Here is a 16,295-nt window from a genome sequence, read left to right on the forward strand (position 1 = left end):
TAGGGCTTTTGTTTTTTAATCATTTTAATATGGATATCAATTACATTCATAATTTATTTTTAAAATCTACTGGAGTATCTATAGATACTCGTAAAATTGAAAAAGGATCAATGTTTGTTGCTATTAAAGGCGAGCGTTTTGATGCTAATACTTTTGCTAAAGAGGCCCTAGAAAAAGGTGCTTCTTTTGTGCTAATTGACAATCAAAATTATTATATTGATGAGCGAACAGTTTTAGTTGAAGATAGTTTGCTTGCGCTACAAGAATTAGCTAAGTTTCATAGAAATTATTTAAAAGTTCCTATTGTTGCATTAACAGGGAGTAATGGTAAGACAACAACAAAAGAATTGATTAATGTTGTTTTGTCTAAAAAATTCAAGACTAAGTCAACTGTTGGTAATTTAAATAATCATATTGGTGTGCCTTTGACTTTATTGTCTTTTGATGAAAATACTGAAATGGGTATTGTTGAAATGGGTGCTAATCATCAAAAAGAAATTGAATTTCTTTGCGAAATTGCTCAGCCAGATTATGGGTATATAACTAATTTTGGTAAAGCGCATTTAGAGGGTTTTGGTGGTGTTCAAGGCGTTATAAAAGGAAAGAGCGAGATGTATCATTATATTTCAAAAAATGATAAATTGGCTTTTATTAATCTTGATGATGCTATTCAGGTTGAAAAAACCAAAGTTTTAAATCATTACTCTTTTGGAGTTAATAAAGAGGAAGCAGATGTGCAAATAGCTGGAATTAGAGCTAATCCTTTTGTTGAAATTAGTTTTGATGGTTTGGATATAAAAACGCATTTGATTGGTTTGTATAATGCGAATAATATTAATGCGGCTCTAACTATTGGAAGGTTTTTCGAAATAGATACTGTAGCGATTAAAGAAGCATTGGAAAGTTATGTGCCTGCAAATAATCGATCACAGATTCTGCAAAAAGGGACTAACGAAATTATATTAGATGCTTATAATGCTAATCCTAGTAGTATGGCGGTGGCTATTACTAATTTTTTACAGCTTGAAAAGCCTAATAAAATCATGGTTTTAGGTGATATGTTTGAACTTGGAGAAGAGAGCCGTAAAGAACATGAAGCATTAGTCGATTCTTTAAAAAATGAAGATACGGTGCAATGTTATTTTGTGGGTAAAGCTTTTAACGAATGTGCTAAAGAAAAAGCAAATTTTCATTTTTATGAAACATTCGAATTGTTTTCTGCAGCTTTACCTTCAGTTGCTTTTGCAAATAATACTATTTTAATTAAAGGTTCTAGAGGAATGGCTTTGGAACGTACTTTGGATTTTATCAAATAATTTAAGGAAAGCGAGTTTAATTTTGAAATAGAATTATAACTGTTTTCCAATATAAAAAGTTAACTTTAGATTTGAGTTGTTGAAACAGCTCCAAGTCTAAAGTTTTTTTATTTTGATGGATAGAAATGAAAAGTTTAATCAGCTTCGTACTACTTCTGGATTTGATTTTATAATAATTGGGGGAGGGGCAACAGGTTTAGGGTGTGCTGTGGATGCGGCTAGTCGAGGTTATAAAACATTGCTTGTAGAGAAATATGACTTTGCTAAAGGGACTTCAAGTCGATCAACCAAGTTGGTTCATGGAGGGGTAAGGTATTTGGCTCAGGGAAATATTCATCTTGTTCGAGAAGCCTTGTTGGAACGTGGTCGAATGTTGTGTAATGCGCCACATGTTTGTCATGCTTTGGGATTTGTAGTTCCAGTCTATAGTTATTGGGATAAATTCTATTATGGTTTTGGTTTGTGGATATATGATTTTTTATCCGCAAAATTTAGTTTGGGTAAAACCAAATTACTTTCAAAAGAAGAAACCTTAGAACATCTGCCTGATTTAGATGCGACTCAATTAAAAGGCGGTATTCTATATTATGATGGTCAATTTGATGATAGCAGGTTGGCTATTAATTTAGCTCAAACAGCATCGGAGAAAGGTGCTTTAGTATTGAATTATTGCGGCGTTTCAAAATTTATAAAAGAAAATGGAAAAATTATTGGAGTCCATCTTCAAGATGAATTGACTAATGCGGATTTTTTAGTTAAATCTAAGGTGGTAATTAATGCAACTGGAGTTTTTTCGGATACTGTTTTGCAAAAATCAGAAGAGAATTTAGAACCTATCGTAGCTCCATCTCAAGGCATACATTTAGTTGTGGATAAATCCTTTTTTCATAGTTCATCGGCAATGTTAATTCCGAAAACCTCAGATGGCAGGGTTTTATTCTTAATTCCTTGGCATAATAAATTATTATTGGGTACGACTGATACACCAGTAAAAAATGTCGCATTGGAGCCAAAAGCATTTGAAGAAGAAATAAATTTCATCATTAATCATTTTAATAAATATGCGCTAAGGACGATTCAAAGAAGTGATGTAGATAGTGTATTTGTAGGTTTGAGGCCATTGGTGAAAACAGCTTCTGTAAAAAACACTGCTATTTTGTCTAGAGAGCATTTGCTTAAGTTGTTTCCATCTGGTTTGTTGACTATCATGGGAGGAAAGTGGACTACTTATAGAACAATGGCTGAACAAACGATAAACAAAGCGATACTGCTTTCGGGTTTGGATTTTGTTCGTTCAAATACACGTCATCTAAAGATTCATGGTTACGCTAATGCAAAATCTATTTCTCATTTAGTCATCTACGGTGCTGATGCAATTGCGATTGAAAATATGATAGCTGATGATGTTTCGATGTCTGAAAAAATACATCCTAAATATCCCTATACGAAAGCTGAGGTGGTTTGGGCTGTTCGAAAGGAAATGGCTATGACTGTAGAAGATGTATTGGCAAGGAGAGTACGTTTATTGTTTTTAGATGCCAGAGCAGCAATAGAAGCTGCACCAATGGTAGCTCGAATTTTAGCTTTTGAATTAGGAAAAGATGCAATTTGGGAGGAAGAACAGCTATTATTTTTTAAAAATATAGCTAAAAATTATTTATTAGCTTAATATTTTAAATGTGTAAATATTTTACATTCAGTTGTTTGTGTTTTGGTGTTCGGCTTTTTGTTTTTTTAGTTGATTTTTTTTTCGTTTTAGTTTCTCTAAAATGTTTTTTTATCGGGAAAAACATTCTATATTTGCACTCGCAATCGCAAAACGATTGTTCTTTATTGGAGAAATGGCAGAGCGGTCGAATGCGGCAGTCTTGAAAACTGTTGACTGTAACAGGTCCGGGGGTTCGAATCCCTCTTTCTCCGCAAAAACCCGAAACGAAAGTTTCGGGTTTTTTTATTTTTATATTTGTCAGTCGTTCTTTTTTGTGCTTCTTCAGAATGATTTCGTTATTATTATTCTTTTGTTTACTGAAATTTAATTTTACATAATGGAATTTCAATGTGTTTTTTTGCGCAAGTGTTTAGTTGTTCCTTTTTGAAGAATTAAAAGAAATTTTGTTTCGAGGGTTTTGTTGTGTTTAGGAATAAAAAAAAACTCCTTAATTGCTTAAGGAGTTTTTTGTGGGCGATGAGGGGTTCGAACCCCCGACCCCCTCGGTGTAAACGAGGTGCTCTGAACCAGCTGAGCTAATCGCCCTATTTTGTTTTGCTATCATTTCCTGATTGCGAGTGCAAATATATACTGTTTTTCGAGTTCTGCAAAATTTATTTCGTATTATTTTTAATGTTTTTTTTAGTTTTTGTTTTATATAGTTGACATTTAGTAGATTGTGTTTGAATTAAAAATAGCCTTAAACATTTGATAATCCTTTTTTATAACGGTTAAGGCTATTTTATACCTTTATTTAGTTAGAGAAGGTATGGATAGGTAGATGTAATCGGCATGAATTCTTGTGCATGTTTTTTAAAACCATCTAAAAAACTTTTCGAGTTTTTTATTTGGACGATTTTTTAATCAATTTATGGTCTTATTTTTTGGGTTGTTAATTAAGTACTTCTGCCACCACGAAAGTACTCCCCCCTACATAAATAAAATCCTTTGCAGAGGCTGAATTTTTAGCAACTTGGTAGGCATTAGCAACTGAATTATAAATATCACCTTTTAGATTAAAATCAGCCGCTTTTTGTTGTAAAATGCTTGCATCAAGTCCACGAGGAAGGTTGGGCTTGCAAAAATAATAGATGGCATTTTTAGGAAATAAAGGTAATACTTCGTCTAAATCTTTGTCGTTAACCACTCCTAATACAATATGAAGTTGGTCAAATTGCTCTTTTTGAATTTGGTTCAGAACAATTTCTAGTCCGTTTTTATTGTGAGCCGTATCACAAATGATTTTAGGCATTGCACCTAATTGTTGCCATCGCCCCAGTAGATTAGTGTTTTTTACTACGTTTAATAAACCAGATTTCATATTATTTTGATTGATATTGAAATCCGTTTGTTCGTTTAAAATAGCAATCGTTTGTAAAACGGTTTTCTTATTGTGTAATTGGTAATCGCCAATTAAATCCGATGGATAATTTGTGGTAATTAAATCAGAAGCAAAAAAGATTTCTGCATTGTTTTCTTTGGCTTTTGCCAAAAAAACAGCTTGGGTTTCAGTTGTGTATTCTCCAATTACTACCGGAATATTCGGTTTGATGATTCCCGCCTTTTCGCCAGCTATAGCTTCGAGTGTGTTTCCTAAAAACTGTGTATGATCTAGACCAATATTAGTTATAACAGAAACAAGGGGAGTAATAATATTGGTAGCATCTAATCTTCCGCCCATACCGACTTCGATAACCGCAATATCCACTTTTTCTTTGGCAAAATAAGCAAAGGCTAAGCCTACACTCATTTCGAAAAAACTGATGTCATTGGCTTCAAAAAATGCTTTATTGGAATTGATGAATTCGCAAACAAATGCTTCGCTAATTTCTTCTCCGTTGATTTTAATTCTTTCTCTGTAATCTTTTAGATGGGGAGAAGTATAAAGTCCTACTTTGTAACCCGCTTCTTGAAGAATTGAAGCCAACATATGTGATGTAGAACCTTTGCCATTAGTGCCAGCAACATGGATAAATTTTAAATTTTGATGTGGATTATCAAGGTGTTTTATTAACGCTAAAGTATTGGTTAAATCTTTTTTATAAGCCGAAGCGCCTTGTTGTTGATACATTGGAAGTTGATTGAACATCCAAGCTGTAGTTTCTTGATAATTCATTTATTTTTTGATAAATTTAGTTGTAGTCTGAAATAAATTTCGATTTTTTTAGTTTAATATTGCAACTAAAAATTACTTTGATGCAAAATTGGGGTATTTTTTATAATTAATGCGTAAAATAAAAAAATAATATATGTTTAGTTTTATACAATTACAGGCCGATACTATTGCCAATGCTGCTTCGAATGTTGTTGTTGAACAGGTAGCTTCAAACAATGAAATTTCAGTTTTAGAGTTTGTTTTCAAAGGAGGTTTTTTTCTAATACCGATTGCGATATTATTGTTTTATACTTTTTATTTGATTATTGAACGTTATTTATACATCGTTAAGGCCTCTAAAATAGATGCTCATTTATTAAAAGATGTTAGTGTTAATCTTGTTTCGGGTAATTTGAATATGGCACTTTCAATTGCTGAAAGAAGTAATTCGGCTTCAGGAAATATTCTTAAGGAAGGAATTCAAGTTATAGGAAGACCTATAGCTGAAATTGAATCAAATATGGATCGTGCGGCTGATATTGAAATAGGAGAGATGGAAAAACACTTAGGGCAATTAGGACTTATTGCAGGTATAGCGCCTACATTAGGTTTTATTGGGACTATTTCGGGTGTAATTAAGATTTTTTATAGTATTTCGGTAACTGAAAATATCAGTATTGGAAATATTTCAGGTGGTTTGTATGAAAAAATGATTAGTAGTGGGGCTGGTCTAATTGTGGGGATTATTGCCTACAGTGGTTATCACTTATTAAATGGTAAAATTGATCATTTTGCTTTGAAAATTCAAAAGCAAATCTTAGAGTTTGTAAATATTATTCAAAAATCTTAAATTATGTCAATTAAGAGAAAAAGAAGATTTCATGCCGAAGTAGCCACTTCGTCATTGAGTGATATTATGTTTTTCTTGTTATTGTTTTTCTTGATTATTTCTACTTTGGCAAATCCCAATGTGATAAAGATGACTTTGCCAAAAGCCAAGAGTAACGAAAAAACAAATAAACAATACATCAGTCTATCAGTTACGGAGGATAAAAAATTTTATATTGATAAACAGGCTGTTGTTTTCGAAGAATTAGAATCGACACTCATGGCTAAAATGGATTCTGAGAAAGACCAAACTGTAATTGTTCGAATTCCATTTAATTTACAAGTTCAAGACTTAGTTGATGTCTTACAAATTGGAGTAAAAAATAATTTGAAATTTGTAATTGCAACCAGTCCAAAATAATTTTCAATAATAGCCCCAAAAAAAAGCCTTAGTTTTTAAAAACTAAGGCTTTTTTTTGGGATTAAACTAAATATTTGATGGTTAATTCAAGTTGAAGTTATAAGTAATTTTGCCTACTTGTTTTTCGGGAGCATTACTGCTAGCATCCCATCGGGTGTTCATGGCTGCAATTTTAGCTTGCTCTAATAAGCAACTGGCAGTATTAGTTGTTCCTTTTACACCAGCAACAGCATTTATAGTTCTTCCATTTCTATCGACAGAAACTTCAACAACCACTTTACCTTCTTCGTTGCAAATATATTTAGGAACGGGTTTAGAAATAGCTTTTCTATTCCCTAAGGAATAGCCTATTCCGCCGCCAGAACCACTTCCTGAGCCTCCACCAGAGCCGCTTCCGCTGCCTGGTCCTGACCCTGTTCCATTTCCAGTACCATTTCCGCCTCCTGTTCCGCCACCAGAACCGCCAGTTCCGTAATAACCGTTTGAGTTTAGATTGCCGTTTGGTCTACCTTTGTTTCCAGCCGTTTTGTCATCGCCATCTCCGCCTCTGTTAGAACCTTTCATGATGCTGGCTAAAGCGGCATTTGTGCTGTTTGAAACCTTAGGTTTTTCTGGAACTATAGGCTTAGGTTCTTCTTTTTTTACAACTACTGTAGGTTTTTTAGGTTTTTCTTTTGTTGGTATAACGACACTTTCTTCCGTACTATTTTCTTGTGATAATATAGCTTCTTCTGGTGTTGATTTTGCAGGTGCTTGTTTACTGTAATTTTTAACTTCTAAAACTTCGCTTTTGTAATTTGATCCAGAACCTAAATCACTATCGCCAAAATTAACAGTAACGCCACCACCACCGCCACCGCCAGCGAGTTCATCCAAGTTTGCAGGAGGCCAAAAACGGATAAAGAATAAAATCAATAGTAGTGTTGCATACAGAAGAGTAGAAATTGCTAGTGATTTTTTTTGATCTGATGATACAGTTGAACTCATTGGGATTTTTAAAATTTAATGCTTTATTAAAAACGTCGAAAATTACTAAAAATTGTTAAGAGTATAAAACTCAAGTCAGAATTAATAATGAGTCAATTTTCGTAACGTTTGAAGGGAAATCTACTAAAGTAAGTAAATATTTCCCGCACTATGATCTTTTTCTGCGCCAGTAACTGAACTCAAAACGTTAGTTTCGTTTCTTAATTTTAGAACACCTAGCAAAGCAAAAATCAAAGCTTCTTTGAATTCTAGGATTTTCTTTTCAGGTATAACAATGGTCAATTTTGGTAGTTGCTTTTGAATGCAAAAAATTAAAAAATCATTGTAAGCACCTCCGCCAGTAATGAATAAGCGACCTTGTTTTTGGGGTAAAGCAAGAGCCGTTTGTATGGCAATATGTTCGGTAAAAGTTCTTAGTTTATTTTCGATAGAGATTTTATAGCTTTCCATAAGCGGCAAGATTTTTTCTTTAACAAATTCAATACCTAAAGATTTAGGATGTTGTTCCTGATAAAAGTTCAGATTGTTGAGTTTGTCAAGTAATTCTGTGTGGATTTTTCCTGTACTTGAAATTTTGCCTTTGTCGTCATAATTTAGACCTAACTGGTCTGCATAGAAATTCAAAACAGTGTTTACTGGCGAAATATCAAAGGCAATCCTTTTGTTATTTTCTTCAAAAGAAACATTAGAAAATCCTCCTAAATTCATGCAATAATCATATTCTGAAAATAGAATGCTGTCGCCTATAGGGACTAGAGGAGCGCCTTGTCCACCCAATTGTACATCCTGAACTCTGAAATCACAAACCACCTTTTGATTGGTTAGCGAAGCTATTTCCGGGAGGTTGCCTATTTGAAGTGTGAAACCATTTTGGGGTTGATGCAAAATAGTATGGCCATGGGAACAAACCGCATCCAGATTGCTAATTTGGTATTTATTAATAAAATTAGAAATGATTTCAGCAAGTAATTGGGTGTACTCTTTATTCAATGTTTCGAGTTGTTCTTTAGAAAAATCTACTGCCAATTTCAATTGGTTAACCCAGTCTTCGCTATAAGCTACTGTTTCGATTTCCAAAATTTCAAAACTCCATTGTTCGTTTTTTATCTCAAATTGGACATGAGCCAAATCAACACCATCAAGTGAAGTTCCTGACATTACACCAATTACGTTATAGAAATCTTTTTTCATGAATAAAGAATAGAATACGTTTAAAATAGTAAAAACTTAGATTGTATTTTTTGAATAAAAGTAAGTAAATTTAGAAAACACAAAATCAATAAACGAAAGATAGATTCTTAAATGGTAAAATAATTTTTGAATTATCAATTGATTGTTCGTTTTTTATTACAACTAATGATTTAAATAGCATTGTTATGGATTTTAACTTAACCGAAGAACAAAAAATGATTCAACAGGCAGCTAGGGATTTTGCCCAAACCGAATTGTTGCCTGGAGTCATAGAAAGAGATGAATTGTCTCAATTTCCGACCGAGCAGGTAAAGAAAATGGCTGAATTGGGTTTTTTGGGAATGGTAGTCGATCCCAAGTACGGCGGTTCAGGTTTGGATAATGTAGCTTATGTGTTGGCAATGACCGAAATCGCTAAAGTAGATGCATCGACAGCTGTGATTATGTCGGTCAATAATTCATTGGTGTGTGCTGGATTAGAAAGATATTGCAACGAAGAACAAAAACAAAAGTATTTAGTTCCATTGGCAAAAGGAGATGTATTGGGGGCCTTTTGCTTATCAGAACCTAATGCGGGTTCTGATGCTACTTCGCAAAAAACAACCGCTATTGATAAAGGAGATTATTATTTGTTGAATGGAACTAAAAATTGGATTACTAATGGTTCTTCGGCTTCGACTTATATTGTTATGGCGCAAACCAATCCTGAAAAAGGACATAAAGGGATAAATGCTTTTATTGTCGAAAAAGGCTGGGAAGGTTTTGAGGTTGGTCCTAAAGAGAAAAAAATGGGAATTCGTGGTTCTGATACACATTCTTTGCTGTTTAATGATGTTAAAGTGCCCAAAGAAAATAGAATAGGGGAAGATGGATTTGGATTTAATTTTGCGATGAATGTGTTAAATGGCGGACGAATTGGGATTGCTTCTCAAGCTTTGGGTATTGCTACTGGAGCTTATGAATTGGCTTTGCAATATGCGCATGTTCGTCAATCCTTTGGTAAAGAAATTTTTCAACATCAGGCAATTGCTTTCAAATTAGCCGATATGGCTACACAAATTATGGCTGCAAAAATGTTATGCTTAAAGGCTGCCTCTGAAAAAGATGCCGGAATGGATATTACGCAATCAGGGGCGATGGCTAAGTTGTTTGCTTCTCAAACCGCTATGGATGTTACTATTGAAGCCGTACAAATTCACGGTGGAAATGGCTATGTTTCCGAATATCATGTGGAGCGTATGATGCGCGATGCAAAAATTACCCAGATTTATGAAGGGACATCCGAAATACAAAAAATCGTAATTTCTAGAACTTTAGCTTCGAATTAATAGTTTATTTGTCAATGTTTCAATGTGCTAATGACAATTTAAAGCTTTTGTTTATTTTTGTGACATGAAGAATATAATTATCACAGGGACTAGTAGAGGAATAGGGTTTGAATTAGCACTTATGTTTGCTAAAGCTGGACATCAGGTTTTGGCTATTTCGAGAAAAACACCTCAGGAATTAATTGATAATGAAAATATCAGTTGTTTATCAGTTGATTTAGCTAATGAATCGGATTTAGAAAAGGTAGAACATTTTCTTGCTACTACTTGGAAGAATGTTGATGCAGTTATTCATAATGCAGGAAGCTTAATTTGCAAGCCTTTCGAAACCTTAACTCAGACTGATTTTGAGAATGTGTATAAAGTAAATGTTTTCGGAGTAGCCAATTTGACCCGAATTTGTATTCCTTATCTTCAAAAAGGAAGCCATGTGGTTACTATCAGTTCGATGGGAGGTGTACAAGGTAGTTTAAAATTTGCCGGACTGGCAGCTTATAGTTCCAGTAAAGGAGCAGTCATTACACTTTCAGAATTACTAGCGGAAGAATATAAAGAAAGAGGAATTTCTTTTAATGTGCTAGCTCTTGGAGCGGTACAAACAGAAATGTTGCAAGAAGCTTTCCCAGGTTATCAGGCACCCATTTCAGCTGAAGGAATGGCAACCTATATTTTTGATTTTACATTAAATGGTAATAAATATTTTAATGGGAAACTGTTGCAGGTTTCAACGACAAATCCGTAAAATAAAGTTTGAGGTTAGAAGTTAGAAATTAGAAGTCTAGAGTTTTACTTTTCTTAAAATCTTGACTTAACTCATAACTCATAACCCACAACCAATAACTTAAAGAAAAATTGAGCGATACTTTAGCAAAATATCTTCCTGAGCATGCAGTCAAACCCGCTTTTGAGTTGATTGTAGAAAACAGGGTGCATTTAAAAATTGTTAATGAACGTGCAACTCGTCATGGTGATTATCGCAAGGCTATGAACGGTAAACACGAAATTACAGTAAATGGGAGTTTGAATAAATACCGTTTTTTAATTACGCTTATTCACGAAATTGCGCATTTAGTAGCTTTTGAAAAATTTGGTCGTAACATCAAGCCACATGGAAACGAATGGAAATATGTTTTTCAGCAATTGATGGTTCCCTATATCCGACCTGAAATTTTTCCTAATCATTTATTACCTTTATTAGCTAGGCATTTTAGAAATCCATCAGCCAGTAGCGATACCGATACAACTTTGTCACTCGCTTTGAAGCAGTATGATAAAGCAAATGATAAAAATTATATTTTCGAAATTCCTTATGGAAGTGTTTTTCGAATTAAAAACGGAAAGGTTTTCAAAAAAATAGCTGTGCGAACCAAACGTTTTGAATGCTTAGAAATCAGTTCCGGTCGTTTGTATCTTTTTAATCCAAATGCTGAGGTGGAATTAATTAGAAATTAAGTGATAAAAAAATCCCAAATTCCGTTATAATGCAAAATTGGAATTTGGGATTTCTTTTTGTTGGTTTTGGGATTAATATCCTTTCAGATAAGCTTCTCTAACTTTTTTAAATAAATTAGAAGAATAGACAAAAGCAACTACGGCTTCATTATCCGTTCTAAATATTTCTTCTTTATTACCTTCCCAAGCTTTTAGACCATTTTTCAGGAATAGGATTTTTTCACCTATTTCCATCACCGAGTTCATATCGTGCGTATTGATTACAGTGGTAATGTTGTATTCTTCGGTGATTTCTTTGATGAGGTTATCAATCAAAATTGAGGTATTTGGGTCTAGACCTGAGTTGGGTTCGTCACAAAATAAGTATTTTGGATTGTTTACAATCGCTCGAGCAATCGCAACACGTTTTTGCATTCCTCCTGAAATTTCTGAAGGTAATTTATGGTGAGCATCAATAAGATTTACTCTTTTTAAAACAAAATCAACACGATCGTTAATTTCCGATTTGTTTTTATTGGAGAACATTTTTAGAGGAAAAGCTACATTTTCGGCTACTGTCATAGAGTCAAATAAAGCACTTCCTTGAAATACCATTCCGATTTCGGTACGTAAATCCCTTTTTTCTTCAGGTTCAAGATTGGAGTATATTCGGCCATCAAACGAAATTGTTCCAACTTCAGGATGGTGAATACCTAATAAACTTTTTAATAAAACCGTTTTTCCAGAACCACTTTGACCGATAATTAAATTGGTTTTACCCGTTTCAAAAGTAGTAGTGATTCCTTTTAGGATTTTACTCTCTCCAAATGATTTTTCAACGTCTTTAACTTCTATCATGATCCTAATAATAACTGTGTTAATATATAATTGAAAAGAATGATGGAAACCGAGGTCCAAACAAAGGATGTTGTACTGGCTTTACCTACTTCTAAAGCTCCACCTTTCATGTAGTAACCGTGAAAGGAAGGAATTGTAGCCAATAGCATCGCAAAAATGAATGTTTTGATAAAGGCATAAGTAATATGAAACGGAATAAATTGCATTTGAGCTCCGGAAACGAAATCGGTACTGGTTGTAAAACCTCCATAAACACCAGCAATCCATCCTCCTAAAATGCCTAAAAACATACTGATACCAATAACGAAAGGATATAAAAGCAAAGCAATAATTTTAGGGAAAACCAAATAATTTAAGGAGTTAACACCCATTACTTCTAGAGCGTCAATTTGTTCGGTAACACGCATGGTTCCAATGCTGGAGGTAATAAAAGATCCCATTTTTCCAGCCATAATCACCGAAATAAAAGTAGGTGCAAATTCCAAAATTACCGATTGACGTGTGGCAAATCCAATTAAGTATTTTGGGATAAGAGGATTCGTTAAGTTTAAAGCCGTTTGAATGGATACAACTCCACCCACGAAGAAGGAGATGAAGGCAACAATTCCAAGAGAACCAATAATTAAATCGTCGATTTCTTTAAAGATTAGGTTACGCATCATAGACCATTTTGTCTGTTTGCTAAAAATCTCTTTGAGCATTAGGAAGTATCTCCCTATATGTGATAAGTATCTAATGAGCATCATAATTTTCGAATATGGTCAAAAATAGTTATAAGTTGTGAGTTATGAATGATAACGATACGCTTTTTCGAAATGTCTAATTAACGAAATAACTTCTCTTTCATCTTTTTTAAACGATACTGGCGAATAAATTTAGCCTGTTCTTCATTGACTAACAACAGTTTTTTTTCTGATTTTGCTTTTAGAAAACCTTGGATGTAATCAAAAAATAACAGCGGTTTCTTTTTCATCATTGCCAGTTTAGCCGAGGCAATAGCTGTAATCCAAAATCCGTAGCCTAGGGTATAAAAAGCTTCACCCTGTTTGTAACGGGCTGTCTTGTTATAATTGGCCCCTGTAGGTTTTAAGTGTTTTACTTTTAAAGATTCATCTGTAACGACTTTCCAATTGTAGAATTTACAAAGTAATTCGTCAACGGTGTCCCAACCCATTTGAGGTCGTAAACCGCCAATTTGTTTGAAAGTTTCCTTGCGATAGGCTTTTAGAGCCCCACGAATATGGTCTTTGTCGGTTAGATTTTCTAAAACCCATTCGCCATTTTTTTCGATATAGCAAAATCCTCCAACCATTCCAATTTTTTCATCCGATTGAAAATGCTTTGTGATGGTTTCGAAATAATTGAGCGGGAAAATTAAGTCGGCGTCTAGTTTTACGATTACATCATAATCGTCATCTAAAGTTTCGTAACCCGTTTGAAAAGCTTGAATTACTTTGCTTCCTGGCAAATGAATCGCACTCGAAGTTTTTTCTACCAATGAAATATACGGATGCTCTTTGGCGAAAGCCTGAACAATTTCGGCAGTTCTATCCGTCGAGTTGTCATTGACAATAACTACTTTCTTGGGTAAAAGGGTTTGAGTGATTAAAGATGCTAAGGTCAACGAAATAAATTCTTCTTCGTTGTGAGCCGGAATAACAAGGTAATATTTCATTTTTTTTCAAAGTCTAGTGCAAATATCATTATTTTTGCAGGGATTAAAAAATATACTTTCGATTGGAAAAAAAAATTGCTGTTGTTGTTGTAACCTATAATGGACAAGCTTGGATAAAAAAGAACATTGATTCTTTGCTGCAATCCAGTTATCCAGTTGATATTATTGTAGTAGACAACGCTTCGACTGACCAATCGGTTTACCTTTTGAGAGAATATAAAAATGTTCATTTAATTGAAAGTAAAGTCAATTTAGGCTTTGGTAAAGCTAATAATATCGGAATTGATTATGCGCTTAAAAATGGAGCAGATGCCGTTTTTTTATTAAATCAAGACACCTGGATTTATGAAAATACGGTAACTGAAATGGCCGAAGTTCTTTTTGCTAATCCTAATTTTGGAATTGTAAGTCCGTTGCATCTTTCGCCTGATGAAGTAACATTAGATAGTAGTTTTAAAACCTATTATTCGAGATTTAAAAAAGAAGAGGATTCTGAAAGTGTACGAATTGTACCTTTTATCAATGCGGCAGCTTGGTTAGTTTCTAAAGAGTGTTTTCAAAAAGTAGGTTATTTTGAGCCACTTTTTAGTCATTATGGTGAGGATCGAAATTTTTGCACCCGAGTATTATTTCACAAATTTAAAATTGCGGTGGCAAAAAAATCGGCAATTTGCCATGACAGAATTGTAAAATTAAGCAGTGGTAAAATTGAGTTGCAATCGAAATATTTAGTTTTGAATCAAATGATTGATTGTAATCATTCATTAGTTTCGGCAGGTTTGTTAGCTTTGAAATCAGTTGTTGGTTTGCCAAAGTTTCATGCCAAAGCGGAAGGTGTAGCTAAGTCGCTTTCTCTTTTTTATAAGCTTCTTTTTTATTATTTTGGTCTGTTGATGGATTTGAAAAACATTAAAACCATCCGAAATAATTCTCAAAAAGGGATCAACGGAACGGATATACAGCGCTATGCAAAATAAAGCAGATCATCGTCAGGCTTTTTTCTTTACCCTCATTAATTATGTGGGGATTTTGATTGGAATTTTTTCTACGCTTTTTGTGTATCCTAAAAACAAAGAAATGCTTGGTGTTTTTAGGTATATCGAATCTTTAGCACAGATTTTATTTCCCATAATGCTTTTAGGTGTTTCTCAGGTTTTGATCAAATTTGGTCCCAAGTTGAATGATCATCAGGAAAAACAATTGTTTAATTACAGTGTTTTGTCCATTCTTTTTATGAGTGTTTTGGTTTTGTTAGCTCTGGGTGGATTTTCTCTTTTTTCCATATTTAAAAAAATGGATTATATCTATCTGGCATTTGTGATGGGTTTTTTTATGGCGTTTATCGATTTGTTTAAGAAGCAAGCCACTATTGTCCAAAAGATTTCGGTTCCTGCTTTTTTTGATAATATTGTTCCTAAAATTGCTTTGCCGCTAATTTTTATATTGGTTTTACATCACTATATTTCTTCAGAGGAATCCTTGATTTTCTATATTGTTTCCTATGGATTGATAGCTTTGTTTGTGGCTATTTATTTGTTTTGTTATTTCAAACCCGAATTTAAGTTTGATTATAAATCGCTGTTTTCGCAAATAGATAAAAAGGAAATGTATCGATTTTCGTTGTATGCTTTTGCAGGAAGTTTGGGTTCTGTTTTTGCGTTTCGAATCGATGCGATTATGATTCCTAAATTCATTTCGATGGAAGCTAATGGTTCCTTTAGTATTGGAGTTACTTTGGCTTCGGCATTAGCAATTCCGGCAACTGGAGTATTTACTTTGTATGCGCCTATTATCTCGAATTATATCAAAAATAATGCGATGGAAGAGTTGAATGTAAAGTATAAAGAAATTTCTAAATTGTTGTTTTTTATTGGTGCGCTTCTTTATAGTTGTATCTTTTTAGGAATTGAAAATTTATTCCTTTTGTTGCCTACACATGATAATTTAATGGCGTCGGTTTCGGTGATCTTAATTTTAGGATTTAATGTTTTGGTTAATATGGGAACGGGTTTCAATGGGGAAATTATTACCTATTCTAAATATTACCGATTTAACCTTATAGCTATTCTTGTCCTGATAGTTTTGAATGTTTCTTTGAATATTATTTTTATCAAAGTATTCCGTTTGGGAATTGAAGGAGTGGCTTATGCTTCCTTGATCGCGATGGTGCTTTTCAATCTTTCGAAACTGATTTTTATTTACCAAAAGTTCAAACTTTTTCCTTTTGATCTGTCGTATTTAAAGTTGGTTTTGGTGTTTGTAACAGTGTTGTTAGTTTGTTATTTTTTACCAACTTTGGAAAATAATTATCTTAATTTAATCTATAAAACAGGATTTTCGTTGTTGATGAATTTGGGTATTATTTATAAAATGAAATTAGTGTACTCGTATCATTTTTGGGTAGATAAGATGTTGCTTAAAATCAAATCCAGATAAATTTTGAAGTAATTGCTATAA

15 protein-coding genes and 2 tRNA genes are annotated in these 16,295 nt (G+C 33.5%); 10 read left to right on the plus strand and 7 right to left on the minus strand.

What is annotated here, in order from left to right:
• The first annotated feature begins 29 nt into the window (after positions 1 to 29).
• The 3 genes from ACFPTQ_RS14190 to ACFPTQ_RS14200 all read left to right on the plus strand — a co-directional run bounded on the left by ACFPTQ_RS14190 (position 30) and on the right by ACFPTQ_RS14200 (position 3,236).
• Entirely contained in the window at positions 30 to 1,316 is a 1,287-nt protein-coding gene (locus ACFPTQ_RS14190; RefSeq protein ID WP_379778298.1) for a UDP-N-acetylmuramoyl-tripeptide--D-alanyl-D-alanine ligase, read from the plus strand.
• Between the two features lie 115 nt (positions 1,317 to 1,431).
• Positions 1,432 to 2,985, plus strand: a complete 1,554-nt coding sequence (locus ACFPTQ_RS14195; RefSeq protein WP_379778300.1) for a glycerol-3-phosphate dehydrogenase/oxidase — start codon at positions 1,432 to 1,434, stop codon at positions 2,983 to 2,985.
• A 166-nt stretch (positions 2,986 to 3,151) separates the two neighbouring features.
• A tRNA-Ser gene (locus ACFPTQ_RS14200) sits at positions 3,152 to 3,236 on the plus strand.
• A gap of 259 nt (positions 3,237 to 3,495) precedes the next feature.
• On the opposite strand, the gene ACFPTQ_RS14205 is transcribed toward ACFPTQ_RS14200, so the two are convergent.
• Both ACFPTQ_RS14205 and ACFPTQ_RS14210 read right to left on the minus strand, forming a co-directional pair.
• Positions 3,496 to 3,570 (minus strand) — tRNA-Val (locus ACFPTQ_RS14205).
• Positions 3,571 to 3,916: 346 nt separating this feature from the next.
• The gene (locus tag ACFPTQ_RS14210) at positions 3,917 to 5,140 is read right to left on the minus strand and encodes a bifunctional folylpolyglutamate synthase/dihydrofolate synthase (RefSeq protein WP_379778302.1); all 1,224 of its coding nucleotides are present in this window, start codon (positions 5,138 to 5,140) and stop codon (positions 3,917 to 3,919) included.
• A 133-nt stretch (positions 5,141 to 5,273) separates the two neighbouring features.
• On the opposite strand from ACFPTQ_RS14210, the gene ACFPTQ_RS14215 reads away from it, so the two are divergent.
• Together ACFPTQ_RS14215 and ACFPTQ_RS14220 are read left to right on the plus strand one after the other, a co-directional pair.
• On the plus strand, positions 5,274 to 5,969 hold the full coding sequence (locus ACFPTQ_RS14215) for a MotA/TolQ/ExbB proton channel family protein (RefSeq protein WP_379778304.1): 696 nt from the start codon (positions 5,274 to 5,276) through the stop codon (positions 5,967 to 5,969).
• Positions 5,970 to 5,972: 3 nt separating this feature from the next.
• On the plus strand, positions 5,973 to 6,368 hold the full coding sequence (locus ACFPTQ_RS14220; RefSeq protein ID WP_379778306.1) for an ExbD/TolR family protein: 396 nt from the start codon (positions 5,973 to 5,975) through the stop codon (positions 6,366 to 6,368).
• A gap of 81 nt (positions 6,369 to 6,449) precedes the next feature.
• Here the strand turns inward: ACFPTQ_RS14220 and ACFPTQ_RS14225 are convergent, their stop codons facing one another.
• Positions 6,450 to 7,355 (minus strand): energy transducer TonB, encoded by a 906-nt coding sequence (locus tag ACFPTQ_RS14225; protein WP_379778308.1) that lies wholly within the window; start codon positions 7,353 to 7,355, stop codon positions 6,450 to 6,452.
• Between the two features lie 123 nt (positions 7,356 to 7,478).
• Entirely contained in the window at positions 7,479 to 8,546 is a 1,068-nt protein-coding gene (locus tag ACFPTQ_RS14230) for an anhydro-N-acetylmuramic acid kinase (protein WP_379778310.1), read from the minus strand.
• Between the two features lie 185 nt (positions 8,547 to 8,731).
• Between ACFPTQ_RS14230 and ACFPTQ_RS14235 the strand changes: the two genes are divergently transcribed.
• The 3 genes from ACFPTQ_RS14235 (at position 8,732) to ACFPTQ_RS14245 (ending at position 11,326) form a co-directional block, all read left to right on the plus strand.
• Entirely contained in the window at positions 8,732 to 9,874 is a 1,143-nt protein-coding gene (locus ACFPTQ_RS14235; protein ID WP_379778312.1) for an acyl-CoA dehydrogenase, read from the plus strand.
• Positions 9,875 to 9,938: 64 nt separating this feature from the next.
• On the plus strand, positions 9,939 to 10,616 hold the full coding sequence (locus ACFPTQ_RS14240) for an SDR family NAD(P)-dependent oxidoreductase (RefSeq protein ID WP_379778314.1): 678 nt from the start codon (positions 9,939 to 9,941) through the stop codon (positions 10,614 to 10,616).
• 110 nt (positions 10,617 to 10,726) lie between these two features.
• Positions 10,727 to 11,326: a SprT-like domain-containing protein gene (locus ACFPTQ_RS14245; RefSeq protein ID WP_379778316.1), complete on the plus strand. Its 600-nt coding sequence runs from the start codon at positions 10,727 to 10,729 to the stop codon at positions 11,324 to 11,326.
• 72 nt (positions 11,327 to 11,398) lie between these two features.
• Here the strand turns inward: ACFPTQ_RS14245 and ACFPTQ_RS14250 are convergent, their stop codons facing one another.
• From ACFPTQ_RS14250 to ACFPTQ_RS14260, 3 genes are all read right to left on the minus strand, one after another.
• Positions 11,399 to 12,163, minus strand: a complete 765-nt coding sequence (locus ACFPTQ_RS14250; protein ID WP_379778318.1) for an ABC transporter ATP-binding protein — start codon at positions 12,161 to 12,163, stop codon at positions 11,399 to 11,401.
• Entirely contained in the window at positions 12,160 to 12,909 is a 750-nt protein-coding gene (locus ACFPTQ_RS14255; RefSeq protein ID WP_278036405.1) for an MlaE family ABC transporter permease, read from the minus strand. The genes ACFPTQ_RS14250 and ACFPTQ_RS14255 overlap by 4 nt, the downstream gene beginning before the upstream one ends.
• Positions 12,910 to 12,986: 77 nt before the next feature.
• Complete coding sequence (locus ACFPTQ_RS14260; protein WP_379778320.1) at positions 12,987 to 13,838, minus strand: glycosyltransferase; 852 nt, start codon at positions 13,836 to 13,838, stop codon at positions 12,987 to 12,989.
• A 62-nt stretch (positions 13,839 to 13,900) separates the two neighbouring features.
• Between ACFPTQ_RS14260 and ACFPTQ_RS14265 the strand changes: the two genes are divergently transcribed.
• The gene (locus ACFPTQ_RS14265) at positions 13,901 to 14,815 is read left to right on the plus strand and encodes a glycosyltransferase family 2 protein (RefSeq protein WP_379778322.1); all 915 of its coding nucleotides are present in this window, start codon (positions 13,901 to 13,903) and stop codon (positions 14,813 to 14,815) included.
• The gene (locus tag ACFPTQ_RS14270; RefSeq protein WP_379778324.1) at positions 14,805 to 16,274 is read left to right on the plus strand and encodes a polysaccharide biosynthesis C-terminal domain-containing protein; all 1,470 of its coding nucleotides are present in this window, start codon (positions 14,805 to 14,807) and stop codon (positions 16,272 to 16,274) included. The genes ACFPTQ_RS14265 and ACFPTQ_RS14270 overlap by 11 nt, the downstream gene beginning before the upstream one ends.
• The last annotated feature ends 21 nt before the right edge of the window (positions 16,275 to 16,295 follow it).

This window comes from Flavobacterium sp. GCM10022190 (assembly GCF_042656445.1).
In the GTDB taxonomy this organism is placed as follows: domain Bacteria; phylum Bacteroidota; class Bacteroidia; order Flavobacteriales; family Flavobacteriaceae; genus Flavobacterium; species Flavobacterium nitratireducens.